This window comes from Bradyrhizobium sp. (assembly GCF_052389815.1).
Lineage (GTDB): Bacteria > Pseudomonadota > Alphaproteobacteria > Rhizobiales > Xanthobacteraceae > Bradyrhizobium.
Window position 1 is genome coordinate 1 of the sequence record NZ_JBQTHN010000078.1, and the last position, 14,900, is coordinate 14,900.

Below are 14,900 nucleotides of genomic sequence, written 5' to 3' on the forward strand. Positions count from 1 at the left end.
ACGGTCTCATGCACGCGCCGTGAGGCAACCGCCGTGTTGCCTTCCACCGCGAGGAAGGCCTTGGTCATTGCGACGGCGATCTTGGCCGAATCGAATGGGGTCACCTTGCCATTGCGCCGGATGATCTGCATGGCGGGCTCGCTTGGGACGGATGCGAGCGATTCCGGACGCAACTGGATGATGGGAGCGGAGGCGGTTTCCGCGTGGTGCTGGCTTAAAGGCATCAAATGGCCCCGTGATGCGCGAATTTCAGTTCGACGGGGCAAAGGAGGACGCTGCACAACGCCGGCAAGGAGGATGCCGGACATGCGTGCAAGCGACCGCCGGGACACCCCGCCCGTGGACGTTCAGGTTGTCGCGGCAGGTCTCCTGGCTCGCAGGTCGTTGCTCGCTTCCCGTCTTCCCGGCACCCGAGGGCGCCAGTGACGATGTCTGGAAGCAGCTCGCTGCTGACAGTTGCGGGGGCAGCGCCGGAATTCCGCGCCGAGACGCGGTTCACCGGCTTCCCTCTTAGCCACTATATCTTGCGAAGTAGTGGAACCGTGACACCCATATGTGGTGATATTCGTGGCAAACTGTCAATGGAGGATTAATGGGCCGGCGGCGATTGACTGTGGAATGCGGGAGTTCCCTGGTCGCGGCGGCGCCAGTCGGCGAGTTGGTCCGGCCGTGACGCCAACTCACGAATCGCATCTGGAGGATACACGAACAGGCCGACCTGCTTGTCGCCTTGACCGAAAAAGGCGCGGCCGGCCGTCGGCATCCGCCCATCCTTCGACCAGCGCCGCAGCTCGGCCGAGGTGATGGAAAGAATTTCCTCGACCATCTTGGCGGTGAGAGGCTCTTGCTGAAGCCTCGAGAGGCGTTGCTCGATCACGGCACACGATCGCAGAATTTCGGCCTCCGTAGCCGCGAGGCATGCGACCGCGATGCCGTTCGGGCGGAGCGTCACGACGCATTTGAGGTCTTGCCGAAAAATCGATTTGACGAGCCGAATGGCTTGGATGCCTTTCTGGCTGCTGCCTGACGTCAGTTTCGTTGACGGATCAAATGTAACCGTCCGCGTCGAGCCGACGTCGGAGATGTCCAGGTATCGATATGCCAATCTCCCTGAATGCACGCGTGCCTCATCTGGCAGAAGCGGCATAGGGAGCGAAGAAAGATTGCTTGTCGTCAATCATAAGTGGGCGCCCAAGCGGAGGAAAAGCGCGCTGCGGACAATCGGTACGCTCGCATACCTTGCAGCCCATGCCTATGGGAGTGGCGGACGCGGGATCGTGAACGTTCAGCCCGCGCGAATAGACGAGCTCATCCGCATGCCTGATGTCGCATCCCAGGGCGACGGCAAACGTCTTGCTTAACGATTCGTAACCTCCGCTTCTGTGTGACACGGTGTGCGCGATCCATAGATAGGTACGTTCGTCGGGCATCCGGGCAATCTGGGTTAGGATGCGGCCTGGGCTGGCGAACGCTTCGTACACATTCCACAGAGGACAGGTCCCTCCGATCCTGGAGAAATGAAAGTCCGTCGCCGACTGCCGTTTTGAAATGTTGCCGGCGCGATCGACGCGGATGAAGAAGAACGGGACGCCACGAGCCGAAGGCCTCTGCAAGGTGCTCAATCGGTGGCAGACTGTCTCGAAGCCGACACCGAATTCCTGGCCCAGCAGATCGATGTCGTAGCGAAGCGTCTTGGCGGCGTCGAGAAACCTGCTGTAGGGCATGATCAGTGCGCCAGCAAAGTAATTGGCCAGACCGATGCGGGCGAGGCCGCATGTATCCTTGTTGGCGAAGTCAGCGCTGTCGACCAGCGCCGACAGTTCCTTGTCGAGCGTCAGCATAGCGATCTGGGTAGCCAATTGAAAAGCCTGCTGGCCCGCTTCCAGCCTGTGCGAGAGTTGAAGCGTCATATTTTGCAGATCGAACCGGCGATGCGGACCAGTTGAGGCATCGTCCACAACAACGGTAACACCGTGGTGGCCACGCAAATATTCGCTGAGTTTGGCAACCGTGAGCACGCCAGACGGGGCTAACTCTTGCGCCAGTCTTTCGGCGCCGTCATCCAGTTCCGCAATGTAGTTATGCCGTGCATAGAAGAAGTCGCGCACTTCTTCGTAAGCGGTCGAAGGCAGGATGGCCGTCTCCGCCTGGCGATCTTCGCCTAGGCGAGCGGCAAGAGCGGCACTCTGCTCGATCGCTTGTCGGTATCTCCGGTTGAGGCTCACGAGCGCCCGCCCCACCGCGGGCATGTTGACCGCAAGCTCGCGAAGCTCGGCCGTGGATATCGTCTCTCCAAGCTGGGGGTCGGAGAGCGTCTCCCTGAGATCGGCGACCAGGCGGGCCTCTTCGTCATCCGAAAAGATTTGGACGTCGACGCCGAACGCGGCGTTGAGCTTGAGCAAAACAGGTAGGGTCAGTGGGCGCTGGTTGTTCTCGAGCTGATTGAGATAGCTCAACGAAATCCCGATGGCCGACGCCAGCGCCTGCTGCGTGAGCCGGCGCTCTTCCCGCAGGCGCTTCAGGCGAACTCCCATAAAGGGTTTCTTCACCGGGGGTCCCTCCGTATGGATACTTCGCAAACTTTGCAAAGGCGCGTCCCGCACTTCGCAAACTTCCGCTATTTCAGCACTTTTCATAACAGCGGCTATTGCAGATATTGCGAATGTTAAACGAAGTTGCAAGGGCGAGCGAATGCAGGCCACGCTCCAGCCGGCCATCAGCGCGATCGAACCGACCCGGTTCGTCGAGCTGGTTTTCCCCGAACAGGCCAACCATTACGGCACGCTGTTCGGCGGTGCCGCGTTGAGCTTGATGGGCAAGGCGGCATTCGTCGCAGCCACACGACGCGCCCGCCGCGCGGTCGTCATGGCAACGTCCGACAAGGTTCAGTTCCATGAACCGGTGCGAGTTGGCGAGCTCGTCGAGCTAACCGCGCGCGTCGAGCGGGTCGGCCGCTCGTCCATGACGGTTGTCGTCGAGGTGGTCGCGGAAGCGCTCGTATCGGGCAACCGCCGTGTCGCGATGCGTGGCTCGTTTGAGATGGTTGCGGTGGACGAGCATGGCAGGCCAACGCCTGTCGCTTCGCTTCCGCCAGATGAAGTTGAGAAGGAATAGAGACCGTGAAATCGCACCACGTCCGAACGCATAAATCGTCCGAAAATCTCGCGCGCGCGGATCAGCTTGCCTGGAGGATCGCCGAGGTGGCGGCGGATCCGGTTGTCGTCAGCCCGTCGGTGACCGAGATGATCGGCAACCGCATCATTGACAATGCCGCGGTCGCGGCGGCGTCGCTCGCACGGCGTCCGGTTGCCAACGCGCGTGCGCAGGCAAATGCGCATCCGTACAAACAAGGCGCTACGGTCTTCGGGCTATCGCTGCATCGGCGCCTGTCCCCGGAATGGGCTGCGTGGGCGAATGGCGTTGCCGTGCGTGAGCTCGATTTTCACGATACCTATCTCGCCGCCGACTACTCGCATCCCGGCGACAACATCCCGCCGATCCTCGCCGTCGCACAGCACTGCGGTCTCGATGGAACGGCCCTGATACGCGGAATCGCTACGGGTTACGAGATTCAGGTCGATCTCGTGACCGGTATTTGTCTGCATGAGCACAAGATCGATCACATTGCTCATCTCGGCCCGTCCGCGGTCGCCGGTATCGGTACCGCGCTCGGCCTTCCGATCGAGACGATCTATCAGGCGATACAGCAGGCGTTACACGTGACGACCACGACGCGGCAGTCGCGCAAAGGCGAGATTTCGAGCTGGAAGGCCTATGCCCCGGCCTTTGCGGGCAAGATGGCGGTGGAGGCGATCGATCGCGCCATGCGAGGCGAAGGCGCGCCGTCACCGGCCTGGGAGGGCGAGGACGGCTTTATCGCCTGGCTGCTTGGCGGGCCACAGGCGGAATATCAGGTGTCCCTGCCGGAGAAGGGCGAGCCCAAGCGGGGCATTCTCGGTACATACACCAAGGAGCACTCGGCGGAATATCAAAGCCAGGCCCTCATCGACCTGGCGCGACGAATGGGGCCGAAGATTCGTGAAAAAGCCGGCGATCTCTCCAAGGTCAGGAGTATCGTGATCCACACCAGCCATCACACGCACTATGTGATCGGCACTGGCGCCAACGATCCGCAGAAGATGGACCCAAAGGCGAGCCGGGAGACGCTTGACCACTCCATCATGTACATCTTCGCCGTGGCGCTGGAGGACGGCGGCTGGCATCACGAGCGCTCCTTTGCGCCCGAGCGCGCCGCTCGCCCGGAAACCGTTGCGCTCTGGCACAGGATTTCGACAGTCGAGGATCCCGACTGGACGCGGCGCTATCACAGCCGCGATCCGCAGGAGAAGGCTTTCGGCGGCAGAGTGGTCGTCACGCTGGAGGATGGATCGGTCATCGAAGACGAGCTTGCGGTGGCCGACGCCCATCCGCTCGGCGCGCGCCCCTTTGGCCGGGAGCAGTATATCGCGAAATTCCGTGGCCTGGCGGAGGGGATCGTGGCGCCGCCGGAGCAACAGCGCTTCCTCGATCTCGTCGAGCGGCTGCCAAAGCTCAAGCCCGACGATCTCGGTGGGCTGACCTTTACGGTCGACCCGTCTTTTCTGGGCGGCACAAAAGCAACAGGCATTTTCGATTGGCATGCTGACCCGACCGGCGCGGCGCGCGGTCTCGCGGTCGTCAGTGAATAGGGAGGGATAAATGGCGGAACAGCCTATCAGTCGCGCTGGCGGCAAAAAGTCCGTGGCCTTGTCCGGCATCGTCGCCGGCAATACCGCGCTCTGCACGGTCGGCCGCACCGGCAACGACCTGCATTACCGTGGCTATGACATCCTCGACGTCGCGGAAACCTGCGAGTTCGAGGAGATCGCTCACCTCCTCGTTCACGGCAGCCTGCCGACGCCGGCCGAGCTTTCGGCTTACAAAGCCAAGCTGAAGAGCCTGCGCGGGCTGCCGGCTGCAGTAAAAGCAACTCTGGAAGCGCTGCCAGCGGCCGCGCATCCGATGGATGTCATGCGCAGCGGCGTTTCGATGCGGGGCTGCGTCCTGCCCGAAGCACACGACCACAACCATCCGGGCGCCCGCGACATCGCCGACCGGTTGATGGCATCGCTCGGTTCGATGCTGCTGTACTGGCACCATTTCGCCCAGAACGGTCGCCGTATTGACGTCGAGACCGACGATGACACGATCGGCGGACATTTCCTGCACGTGCTGCACGGGCGCAAGCCGTCCGACTCACATGTCCGCGCCATGCATACCTCGCTAAATCTCTACGCCGAGCACGAGTTCAACGCATCGACCTTCACATGCCGTTCGATCGCGGGAACGGGCGCGGACATCTATTCGGCCATTACCGGCGGCATCGGCGCGCTGCGTGGCCCCAAGCATGGTGGCGCCAACGAGGTCGCGTTCGAGGTGCAGAAGCGATACAACGGCGTCGACGAGGCAGAGGCAGACATCCGCCGTCGTGTCTCGGCCAAGGAAGTCGTCATCGGCTTCGGACATCCCGTCTACACGATCGCCGATCCCCGCAACAAGGTGATCAAAGAAGTCGCACGGCGGCTGTCGCGCGAAGCCGGCTCCATGAAGATGTTCGAGATTGCCGACCGGATCGAGGCCGTGATGGGCGAGACGAAGAAGATGTTCGCCAATCTCGATTGGTTCAGCGCCGTGTCCTACCATATGATGGGCGTGCCGACGGCGATGTTCACGCCACTGTTCGTCATTTCGCGCACATCCGGATGGGCGGCTCACATCATCGAGCAGCGAACCGATAACAAGATCATCCGGCCCTCCGCCAATTACGTCGGGCCGGAAAACCTGGCGTTCGTGCCGCTCGATCGGCGAGGCAACTCCCCTTCATCGGCGCGCGCCGCCTGAAGGGAAACCAAATGCCTTATTTCGTTGCGTCCGACCTGCCATCCGAATCCGCCGGACGGCGCTTTCGTGCTCTGTTGAAACGGCCGGGTATCCTCAAGCTTCCGGGCGCCCACAACGGCATCGCGGCGCTGCAGGCCAAGGCTGCCGGATTTGAAGGATTATACTTGTCCGGCGCCGCGATGACGGCTTCGATGGGCCTGCCCGATCTCGGCATCATTACGGTGGACGAAGTCTGCTTCTTTATCCGCCAGGTCGTGCGTGCATCGAGCCTGCCGCTGCTCGTCGATGCCGACACCGGCTATGGCGAGGCACTCAACGTCATGCATGCAGTACGCATGTTCGAAGAAGCCGGCGCCGGCGCGCTGCATCTGGAAGATCAGTTCCTGCCGAAGAAATGTGGGCATCTCAACGACACGAAGCTGGTGGACGCGCACGACATGGCCGCGAAGGTCGCGGCTGCCGCGAAGGCGCGGCGCGACCTCGTGATTGTTGCCCGCACCGACGCTGCGGCCAGTGAGGGGCTGGATGGCGCGGTGGCGCGCGCAAAGCTCTACATGGAAGCCGGAGCCGACGCGATCTTTCCTGAGGCGCTCAACACCGAAGAAATGTTCCGCGCTTTTGCCAAGCGCATGCCGGGCGTGCCGCTGCTTGCGAACATGACCGAGTTCGGCAAGACGCCGTTCTTTACGGCCGACGAATTCGAGTCGATGGGATATTCCATGGTGATCTGGCCGGTGTCGGCGCTGCGAGTCGCCAACAAGGCCCAAGCCGAATTGTACGCGGCGATCGCCCGTGATGGCGGCACCCACAAAGTGGTCGACCGGATGCAGACGCGCGCCGAGCTTTACGCTACAATCGGGCTGCACGACTACGAAGCGCTCGATGCCTCCATTGTCCAGACCATCATTCCCGGAGGAATGCCGCAGAGATAGCGGTCAGCCGCTACCGAAATTCACGATCAAGTAGCCCCATCATGACGTCATCATGCCACTCGCCGTTTACGTACGCTGCTGCGCGCTCGCGGCCCTCGATGACGAAGCCGCATTTTTCGTAGGCGCGAATGGCTCGATGATTATAGGCCAGCACGCGAACCGCGATACGATGCAGCTTCAATTGCTCAAACGCGAAGCTTAGCACGAGCCGGATAGCCTCCGTGCCAAAGCCCTTCCCGAGACAGTGAGGATCGAGAATACCGATCGCCAACGACGCGCGTCGATCATTCAGATCAACGCGATCCAAGCGCACTTCGCCAATCAGCCGAGCGTGTTCAATCACCCATGCGAACGGATGCTCGATGAGCCGGCTAACAATCGAGCCAGCCACTTCTCTTGTCATCGGACCGAAAGTATCCCGGCTGCCACCGAACATTTCGTGGATCTGAGGATCACTTTCGAGTGCGAGAAAGGCATCTATGTCTTCTGCCCTCGCTGATCGCAAAGTCACGCTGGGGCCACGAAGGACTGCAATATTCGGGGCTATTTGATTAACTCTAACATATTCCGGCACTCGCAGGCCGACGGCAGTCGGGACAGGGACTTGGCCGCGAAATTGAGATACGCGCGAGAGCTTGACGCAACCCTCCTCTTGCAGATAATCGGGCGTGTCGAGGTTCTCCGGGTCCCGTTTGATCCGGAGCTAAGAGGGAAGCCGGTGTGATGCCGGCGCTGCCCCCGCAACTGTAAGCGGCGAGCCGCTGTCCAACTTGAAGTCACTGAAGCCACTCGGCTTCGGGAAGGCCGGACAGCAGCGACGACCCGCGAGCCAGGAGACCTGCCCCGACAACATATTCGTCCACGGGCGGGGTGTCCCGGTGGTGCGTCAGGCAGCCGTCGCTCACGCGACTTCCCCTGCATGCGTCCACCATGGCCTTTGCCCCCAATCATGGGGTTGAAGCTATGTCTTCTATTTCACTTTCTGTCGCCATACTCGGCACGCCGCGGATCGGTCCACGCCGCGAGCTCAAATTTGCGCTGGAAAGTTTCTGGTCAGGAAAGTCCTCGGAAAAGGCGCTCATCGAAGCCGGCGTTGGGCTGCGCGCCGCCAATTGGGCGCGACAGAAGAAGCTCGGCGTCACCGTGATCCCGTCGAACGATTTTTCGTTCTACGATCAGGTGCTCGACACTTCGGTCATGGTCGGTGCGATTCCTGCGATCTACAGCTGGAAAGGCGGCCCTGTGCCGCTTGCGACCTACTTCGCCATGGCGCGCGGCGCGCAAGGCGACGCGCACGACGACTCCTGCGGACATGCGCATGATCACGGCCACGGCGTGCCCGCGCAGGAAATGACGAAATGGTTCGACACCAACTATCACTACATGGTGCCGGAACTGAAGCGCGATCAGAAATTCACCCTCGCGTCGCGCAAGCCGATCGAGGAGTATGAAGAGGCCAGGGCACTCGGTTATCAAACCCGTCCCGTGCTCGTCGGCCCCGTCACCTACCTCAAGCTCGCCAAGAGTAAGGATGCTGGCTTCGATCCGATTTCACTTCTGGACCGGCTCGTGCCGGTTTACACCGAGGTTCTGCGCGAGCTCGCCAAGCGCGGCGCCGAGTGGGTGCAGATCGACGAGCCATGTCTCGTGCTCGATCTCGACGCGGCTGCACAGAAGGGATTGCAACAGGCCTACGCAGCGTTCGCAAAAGATGTGCCGCAGATCAAGATCATGGTGGCCAGCTATTTCGGTGCGCTTGGCGCCAATCGCGACACCGCCTTCGCGCTGCCCGTCGCGGGGCTTCACCTGGATCTCGTGCGTGCACCCAAGCAGCTCGACGACGTCACAAACCTGCCCGGTGAGCGCGTCGTCTCGCTCGGCGTGATCGACGGTCGCAACATCTGGCGCGCCGACCTGAAGAAGATTCTCGACCGGATCGAGCCGGTCGTGGCCAAGCTCGGCAAGGAACGGGTGCAGATCGCACCGTCCTGCTCCATGCTGCATGCGCCGATTGATCTCGATCTCGAAACCAAGCTCGATCCCGAGATCAAGAGCTGGCTGGCGTTCTCGGTGCAGAAGATTGAGGAACTGGCGGCGCTGGGCGCCTCCCTTGCCGGGGGCCGACAGTCCATCGCGCCGACGCTAAAGGCATCCGACGCTGCGGCTGCAGCCCGGAAAACGTCATCGCGCATTCACGATCCCAAGGTCGCCAAGCGGATGGCCGCGATCGACGATGCCATGCGCCGCCGAACAAGCGCATTCAAGGAGCGGGCTAATACGCAGCACAAGCGGTTCAACCTGCCTTCGTTCCCGACGACGACCATCGGCTCGTTCCCGCAGACGCCCGAAATCCGCAAGGCCCGAGCTGCTCACGGCAAGGGCTCCCTGAGCGATGCAGAATACAACAAATTCCTCCAGGAGGAGACCGAGCGCGCGGTGCGCTGGCAGGAAACCATCGGCCTCGATGTCCTCGTGCACGGCGAGTTCGAGCGCAACGACATGGTGCAGTATTTCGGCGAGCAGCTTTCGGGCTTCGTCTTTACGGACAATGCCTGGGTGCAGTCCTACGGCTCGCGCTATGTCCGCCCACCGATCCTGTTCGGTGACGTTTCGCGGCCGAAACCCATGACGGTCGCGTGGTGGCAATATGCCGCTTCGCTCACCAAGAAGCCCATGAAGGCGATGCTGACCGGCCCGGTCACCATCCTGAACTGGTCGTTCGTGCGCGACGACATTCCGCGCAGCCAGGCCTGCCGGCAAATCGCGCTAGCCATCCGCGACGAAGTGGCTGATCTCGAAGCCGCCGGCGCCGGCATGATCCAGATCGACGAGGCCGCGTTGCGGGAGGGACTTCCCCTGCGCCTATCGGAATGGAACGCCTATCTCGACTGGGCCGTCGAGAGCTTCCGCATCTGCTCTTCGGGTGTGCGGGACGAGACTCAGATCCATACCCACATGTGCTATTCGGAGTTCAACCAGATCATCGACGCCATCGGCGCGATGGATGCCGACGTCATTTCTATCGAGACGTCGCGATCCAAGATGGAATTGCTGGACGCCTTCAAGAGCTATCACTATCCGAACGAGATCGGCCCCGGTGTCTATGACATCCATTCGCCGCGAATACCCGAGGTTGGTGAGATGACAGAGTTGCTCAAGCTCGCGCGGCAGCGGCTCACGGATTCCCAGCTCTGGATTAATCCGGATTGTGGCCTGAAGACGCGCAAATGGGAGGAAGTGCGCCCCGCGCTCGTCAACATGGTCGCGGCCGCGCGCGAGCTGCGGACTGCGTCCTGATCGCCACGGGGAATGCCGATGCAATTCTGGATCAAATGCACGCGCCTCGGAAGCGGAGACCCCTATCACGTCAACATCTCGCTCGTCGGCGGCATGAGACGTGAAGGCGGCAAGACGATCCTGGAATTCGTCGGCAGCAACGCGCAGACGATCGAGGTGATTGAAACGCCGGAAGAGATTCTGGCGATTCACCTCGGCACGGCTGGAGGCCAGCGTTCTTGAATCAGGTGGTGAAGCCCGCAAACCCGCAAGGCAAGCCAATCGACCTGCGAAAGGTCGGCGCGCATCCGGATCATTGGTACCCGGTTGCGTGGTCGCGCGACGTCAACAACGGGCGCGTCGTCGCCTCATCATTTGCCGGCGCGCCCATCGCTGTCGTGCGAACCGAGCAAGGTGAAATTTTTGCGCTCGAGGACCGTTGCGCCCATCGTCAGGTGCCACTGTCCAGGGGCGTGGTGAAGGATTGCCGGCTGCATTGCTGCTACCATGGCTGGAGCTACGACGCCTCCGGACGCTGCGTCGACGTTCCCTATCTCGGCAAGGAGAAGCTCCCGAATGGGGTGCGTTCCTATCCCTGCTGCGAGTGCGACGGCCTCAGCCTCGTGTGGCCGGGCCACGCGCCGCCTTCGGCTCCGCCGTCGACCCTCGGCGCCGCCGCCGACCCGAGCTACAAGACCCGGCGCTTCGGGCAGATCGTGAATTGTCACTACACATTCATGCACGAGAATCTGATGGACATGAACCATCAGTTCCTGCACCGGCGAACCGACGGCAAGGTCATCCCACGCTATCTCGGCAAACGTGCCGGCGACGACTGGATGGAGCTCGACTACAGTTTCAGGCGCCCGGACAACAAGCCGCCGCTCGGCGAGACGCTCATCGTTGGAAATCTGCGCGGCGAGTCACCGACCGCCCGTGACCTCATGACCATCCGTACTGAATATCCCTATCAAACGCTCCGGTTCTGGACTTCCGGCGGCGCGCCCGCCTTGCATGTCTGGCTGGGTTACACGCCCGTTGACGCGTCGCAACGGAGCAATAGGACGTTCATCTTGCTTTCAGTTCGCCCGCCAAAGATCCCCGGTGCGCTTGAGGTTGCGTGGCCGTTTTTGGCTTGGTTCACGAATCGCGTCTTCGATGAAGATCGCGAGATAGTCGAGATGGAGCAGGCCGCTTACAACGCGCAGGGTGGAGATTGGAATCAGGAAGTCTTCCCCGCGATACGCGAGTTGCGAGAGCTTCTGCTTAATTGCGGAGCTCGATGATGGTTCGGATGACGGGGAGACGTGGCGACCCGGACGACATCATGGCCGGAGCCGTTCTGGAACGCGACATGCTTCATCCGTTACTGCGGACGTCGGTTTACAGCCAGTTCGCCGCCGGACTTTACGACACCGCGGTGCGAGACGCCTTTCTCATCATCGAGGACAGGGTGCAAACGACCTCTGGGATTGAGAACGAGAACGGCGTCGGGCTTACGTACAATGTCGTGAGTTGGCCAACCGAGAACCCAGCCCGAGCGCCGCCATCATCGACAGTCAAAGCGTCAAGAGCGCGGAAAAAGGGGGCGTGGATTGACCCGCATGGTTACGATGCGGGAAAGAAGATCAAGGGCAAGAAGCGCCACATCAATTGCTCCGGGCGCGCCACCGCCGGGTCGTATTCGACCAGCGCCTGCTCATGCGTCAGGCTCACCGCCACCTTGTCGACGCCCGGCAGCCGGCCGAGGGCTTTCTCGATGGTTCCGGTGCAAAGCGAGCAGTGCAATCCGCCGATCCGCGCACGAATTTTCCTGCGGTCTGGTCTTGCCGATGGCTCTTCGCTCCAAAGATCGAACGCGGAAGCAGTTACCGTTGAAGGAGACATTGAATTCTCCGTGTGTGTGCTCACTCTCACACTGCAAATTCGAAAAGATGTCAGTGGTCAGCTTCGCCTACTGAGTCGCGCCCCACGACCCGAAAGCCCGGCTTTTGGATCGTATCGGCGATGCGGTTTTCCTCTACCGAGTGAGGATCGTAGAGCACGCGCGCTTGCCGATCGCCGAAAGATACGGATGCCATCCGCACCCCGGGTTCCTTTTCAACCAGGCTCTTGATGGTACTGGCGCACGCGTCGCAGGTCATACCTTCGATTTTGAAAATGGTAGTTTTCATTCGTTGCTCCGGTTTCCAGATGGCCGAGGCCAAGTTGTCTTCACGATCGAGCTGAACCGAGGCTAATCCTTGGAGGTACCTCCCGGGTCAAGCGATTCTGCGGCGAAGCCGCGTGGATTTCTCGTTCGGGCGCGGCGAACTGCAGCTGGCCGAGGGCGCGCCACGTTGGTGAGGCGCGCGCCCTGATTCCCCGCCGCTACTGCAGTTGAAGGCTCTTCAGCCGCCCTGGCGGCGCAGGGGCGATCAGGTTCTTGGAAAGTCCGTGTCGGGAAGTTAACGCCAGTAGCACCAGCGGAGGATCACGGGCATGCGGAAATCGATGGTCCGCCGCTGGCCGCCGTGGCTGTGCGCGTATTCGCGCGCGGGTGGGAGGTTCGCCAGCAGATCGCACATGGACCGGTCGCCGGGGTAGAGTCCGCGGCCGTCAGATAATCGCATTTCAGATGCACGGGTGTGACCATTCTGGCGCCGCCGGATGCCGGCCTGCTCCCGAATGTTGCTGGGTAGTGCGACGGGTCATACCGTCGCGACCGGTGTTACCGGCGAGCCAACCGCGCCTGGCAACCGTAGCGGCGGCGCGGTGAGAAGGAAGCGGCTGCGATGATGCGATTTCAACCATGCATTCAGTTTGTCAAAATACCACAATTCACCGAGATGGATGCCGAGCTTAAACAAGCAATGCCCGTGCAGTGGGACGAAGGGCCGTGGCCCGGTCGCGTTGCGCGGAGGGATTGCTTCCACGGCATAGTTGTCGGCAGCAATCGCCACCACGCCGCTATCGGTGATCCATTGTAATAGACGCTCGTCAGTTCCGTCGAGCACCGCACAGGCATTGCGTAATGTCTCTGCCTCGGGTTGGCGTTGCATTGCCAGCACCATGGTCGAAAAGCCGGTATGAAGGCACAGCACATCACCGGGCTCGAAGCCGACGCGGTCAGTGTCCATAACCCGCATCAGGTCGTCATAACCGACGAGCCGGCGCGACCGGCCGAAATGCCGCTCAAGATCAACCATCACTCCGCGTCCCTGCATTCCGGTCGCCGCCATGTTCTCGATACCGATCGCCATCGCCTTGCCATCATGTCGCTCGGAAGGCGCGCACACATCGATTCCGGCACGATATCCGTTGTAATAGACCAGCTCGGCTACGCCATCGCCGTCAGCATCAAACACCTGGCCGATATGAGCGAGGCTGTCCCACTGCGTTGAATATTGCGTACAGAGGAGAACGGCGTCATCGCAGCCGGCGTCGCAGTAGTCGGTGCCCTCGCGATTGAACGAATAGTTGAAAAAACTCTGTCCGTGCCGCTCCGTCGGCCGTAGCTGTGGAGGAAACCGGTGGGGTGCCAAAACGTTGCCCCCCGGGTAGTCGAGCGGAAGGCTGAGGCAGAACACGCGGCCTTCTTGCACCTCGGCAATCGCCTGACGGACCTTCTGCGGCGTCAGCAGGTTCAATCGACCGATCTGGTCGTCGTCGCCGAAGTCGCCCCAATTGGAACCCGGCGGCCGCTTAGCCCATCGGCGTGTCGTGGACTGTTGTGTCGTATTCACATCCATGGTCGCAAACACCTTTCGTTGGTTCATGCGGAAACTGCTTCTAGGACTTGAGTAGTCTCGCACTTTGTTCAATGCCGTATTGGCGGCCCGCCCAGCCATAGACCTTCCGCAACATCCACGGCAAGACATAGATCGGGATATGGCTGGTCGCGAAAAACAGCATGATATCGGGCGTCGACGCCATCCCCAGATTCGCGCAGAGTACCGACATGTTGCGATTTCCGGAGAGCAGCGCCGCGGTTGCGCTGCGCCGGGGACCGGCCCAGACGAAAAGCAGGCTGCTGGCGATTTGGGTGGCGAGATTGGCAATGAACGCCGCGATCACAAATTCCATGACGTGCCTGGGATCGGTCACGATCCGATGGCCGACGCCAGCCATCAGGGAAATGCCGAACAAGACAAGAAGTATAATGATCGCCCCGTTGATCTCGGTCGCCCGCTTCTCGAGAGCGACCCGGCCGGCCAAACTGCGCAACGCCCAGGCTACCGCAAGCGCGGCGCCGATGAAGGCAGCGATACGCCCGGTCAATGTCAAGGCATTGATGTCCATCGATATGCCCGCAAGCCACATTGCCAAAGGCGGCCCCGTTAACGGCATGACGACAATGCTGATTGTCGATATGGCGATCGCCATGGCAACATCGAGACCGAGCAGTGCTGCGAACACGATAGCCGCGGTCATCGACGGTGAGGCCGCCCAAACGATCAACGCCTGGGCCAATCCCGTTGGCACATGGAAGAGGTAGATGGCGCCAGCCGTGACGATTGGCACGGCGACGAGCGACCATACGACCAGCAGCGACGGCAGCAAAGGCTGGCGCCATGCCGCGCGCGCCACGGCGTTGGCGTCAACCTTGAGAAAGGATGCGGCGGTGAAGACGAAGACTAACGGCGAAAGCCAACCCCGGAGGGCGACCGCCAAGTCCGGTAACATCAAACCGATGATGACACCGGCGATCAGGGCTTCGGTCGCGTGCTGTCCGAGCCAGGCGAGCATCTTCACTTCGGCCTCCTAATACGTATTCGGCTTGAATTGAAGCGAGATCGGCTTGCTTGGCCTCATGGTTCGAGATGCGCGGCC

General features: G+C 61.3%; 14 protein-coding genes, 2 pseudogenes and 2 riboswitches. Of the genes and pseudogenes, 8 read left to right on the forward strand and 8 right to left on the reverse strand.

Annotated features, from left to right (window positions below):
• The 3 genes from ACT4OC_RS13775 to ACT4OC_RS13785 form a co-directional block, all read right to left on the reverse strand.
• Window positions 1-224 (reverse strand): ATP cone domain-containing protein (locus ACT4OC_RS13775; protein ID WP_444839570.1); only part of this gene is annotated, 224 nt, incomplete at its 3' end.
• A 118-nt stretch (window positions 225-342) separates the two neighbouring features.
• Window positions 343-560: riboswitch (cobalamin riboswitch) on the reverse strand.
• A gap of 29 nt (window positions 561-589) precedes the next feature.
• Window positions 590-1,120 carry a hypothetical protein gene (locus ACT4OC_RS13780; protein ID WP_444839547.1) on the reverse strand — a complete coding sequence of 177 codons (531 nt, stop codon included), beginning with the start codon at window positions 1,118-1,120 and terminating at the stop codon, window positions 590-592.
• Between the two features lie 7 nt (window positions 1,121-1,127).
• Window positions 1,128-2,549, reverse strand: coding sequence for a short-chain fatty acyl-CoA regulator family protein (locus tag ACT4OC_RS13785; protein WP_444839548.1), 1,422 nt, complete (start codon window positions 2,547-2,549; stop codon window positions 1,128-1,130).
• A gap of 142 nt (window positions 2,550-2,691) precedes the next feature.
• Here ACT4OC_RS13785 and ACT4OC_RS13790 point away from each other — a divergent pair, with 142 nt between their 5' ends.
• Genes ACT4OC_RS13790 through prpB form a run of 4 tightly spaced genes read left to right on the forward strand, consistent with a single transcriptional unit; the run spans window position 2,692 to window position 6,812 of the window.
• Entirely contained in the window at window positions 2,692-3,114 is a 423-nt protein-coding gene (locus tag ACT4OC_RS13790; protein WP_444839549.1) for an acyl-CoA thioesterase, read from the forward strand.
• A 5-nt stretch (window positions 3,115-3,119) separates the two neighbouring features.
• Window positions 3,120-4,688 carry an MmgE/PrpD family protein gene (locus tag ACT4OC_RS13795; RefSeq protein WP_444839550.1) on the forward strand — a complete coding sequence of 523 codons (1,569 nt, stop codon included), beginning with the start codon at window positions 3,120-3,122 and terminating at the stop codon, window positions 4,686-4,688.
• A 10-nt stretch (window positions 4,689-4,698) separates the two neighbouring features.
• Window positions 4,699-5,880 (forward strand): bifunctional 2-methylcitrate synthase/citrate synthase, encoded by a 1,182-nt coding sequence (gene prpC / locus ACT4OC_RS13800; RefSeq protein ID WP_444839551.1) that lies wholly within the window; start codon window positions 4,699-4,701, stop codon window positions 5,878-5,880.
• Window positions 5,881-5,891: 11 nt separating this feature from the next.
• A complete protein-coding gene (gene prpB / locus ACT4OC_RS13805) occupies window positions 5,892-6,812 on the forward strand; it encodes a methylisocitrate lyase (RefSeq protein ID WP_444839552.1) in 921 nt (306 codons plus the stop codon).
• A 10-nt stretch (window positions 6,813-6,822) separates the two neighbouring features.
• Here prpB and ACT4OC_RS13810 read toward each other — a convergent pair whose 3' ends face one another.
• On the reverse strand, window positions 6,823-7,386 hold the full coding sequence (locus tag ACT4OC_RS13810) for a GNAT family N-acetyltransferase (protein ID WP_444839553.1): 564 nt from the start codon (window positions 7,384-7,386) through the stop codon (window positions 6,823-6,825).
• Window positions 7,387-7,469: 83 nt separating this feature from the next.
• Window positions 7,470-7,672: riboswitch (cobalamin riboswitch) on the forward strand.
• A 103-nt stretch (window positions 7,673-7,775) separates the two neighbouring features.
• On the opposite strand from ACT4OC_RS13810, the gene metE reads away from it, so the two are divergent.
• The 4 genes and pseudogenes from metE to ACT4OC_RS13830 form a co-directional block, all read left to right on the forward strand.
• Window positions 7,776-10,109 (forward strand): 5-methyltetrahydropteroyltriglutamate--homocysteine S-methyltransferase, encoded by a 2,334-nt coding sequence (metE, locus tag ACT4OC_RS13815; RefSeq protein WP_444839554.1) that lies wholly within the window; start codon window positions 7,776-7,778, stop codon window positions 10,107-10,109.
• 18 nt (window positions 10,110-10,127) lie between these two features.
• A complete protein-coding gene (locus tag ACT4OC_RS13820) occupies window positions 10,128-10,331 on the forward strand; it encodes a hypothetical protein (RefSeq protein WP_444839555.1) in 204 nt (67 codons plus the stop codon).
• A gap of 5 nt (window positions 10,332-10,336) precedes the next feature.
• A complete protein-coding gene (locus tag ACT4OC_RS13825; protein ID WP_444839571.1) occupies window positions 10,337-11,374 on the forward strand; it encodes a Rieske 2Fe-2S domain-containing protein in 1,038 nt (345 codons plus the stop codon).
• 211 nt (window positions 11,375-11,585) lie between these two features.
• A pseudogene (locus ACT4OC_RS13830) lies at window positions 11,586-11,739 on the forward strand (IS5/IS1182 family transposase); the annotation flags it as partial.
• On the opposite strand, the pseudogene ACT4OC_RS13835 reads toward ACT4OC_RS13830, so the two are convergent.
• From ACT4OC_RS13835 to ACT4OC_RS13850, 4 genes and pseudogenes are all read right to left on the reverse strand, one after another.
• Window positions 11,736-11,975 (reverse strand): annotated as a pseudogene (locus tag ACT4OC_RS13835) (heavy-metal-associated domain-containing protein); the annotation flags it as partial. The pseudogenes ACT4OC_RS13830 and ACT4OC_RS13835 overlap by 4 nt on opposite strands.
• A gap of 50 nt (window positions 11,976-12,025) precedes the next feature.
• A complete protein-coding gene (locus ACT4OC_RS13840) occupies window positions 12,026-12,262 on the reverse strand; it encodes a heavy-metal-associated domain-containing protein (protein ID WP_444839556.1) in 237 nt (78 codons plus the stop codon).
• A 516-nt stretch (window positions 12,263-12,778) separates the two neighbouring features.
• Complete coding sequence (locus ACT4OC_RS13845; protein WP_444839557.1) at window positions 12,779-13,846, reverse strand: cyclase family protein; 1,068 nt, start codon at window positions 13,844-13,846, stop codon at window positions 12,779-12,781.
• A 13-nt stretch (window positions 13,847-13,859) separates the two neighbouring features.
• Window positions 13,860-14,822, reverse strand: coding sequence for a hypothetical protein (locus ACT4OC_RS13850; protein ID WP_444839558.1), 963 nt, complete (start codon window positions 14,820-14,822; stop codon window positions 13,860-13,862).
• Window positions 14,823-14,900: the final 78 nt, after the last annotated feature.

What these genes read in the sequence shown, in the direction of transcription:
- ACT4OC_RS13790 (WP_444839549.1), top strand. Translation starts at nt 2,692, where the DNA reads ATGCAGGCCACGCTCCAGCCGGCCATCAGCGCGATCGAACCGACCCGG.
- prpC (WP_444839551.1), top strand. Translation starts at nt 4,699, where the DNA reads ATGGCGGAACAGCCTATCAGTCGCGCTGGCGGCAAAAAGTCCGTGGCC.
- prpB (WP_444839552.1), top strand. Translation starts at nt 5,892, where the DNA reads ATGCCTTATTTCGTTGCGTCCGACCTGCCATCCGAATCCGCCGGACGG.
- metE (WP_444839554.1), top strand. Translation starts at nt 7,776, where the DNA reads ATGTCTTCTATTTCACTTTCTGTCGCCATACTCGGCACGCCGCGGATC.
- ACT4OC_RS13820 (WP_444839555.1), top strand. Translation starts at nt 10,128, where the DNA reads ATGCAATTCTGGATCAAATGCACGCGCCTCGGAAGCGGAGACCCCTAT.
- ACT4OC_RS13840 (WP_444839556.1), bottom strand. Translation starts at nt 12,262, where the DNA reads ATGAAAACTACCATTTTCAAAATCGAAGGTATGACCTGCGACGCGTGC.
- ACT4OC_RS13845 (WP_444839557.1), bottom strand. Translation starts at nt 13,846, where the DNA reads ATGAACCAACGAAAGGTGTTTGCGACCATGGATGTGAATACGACACAA.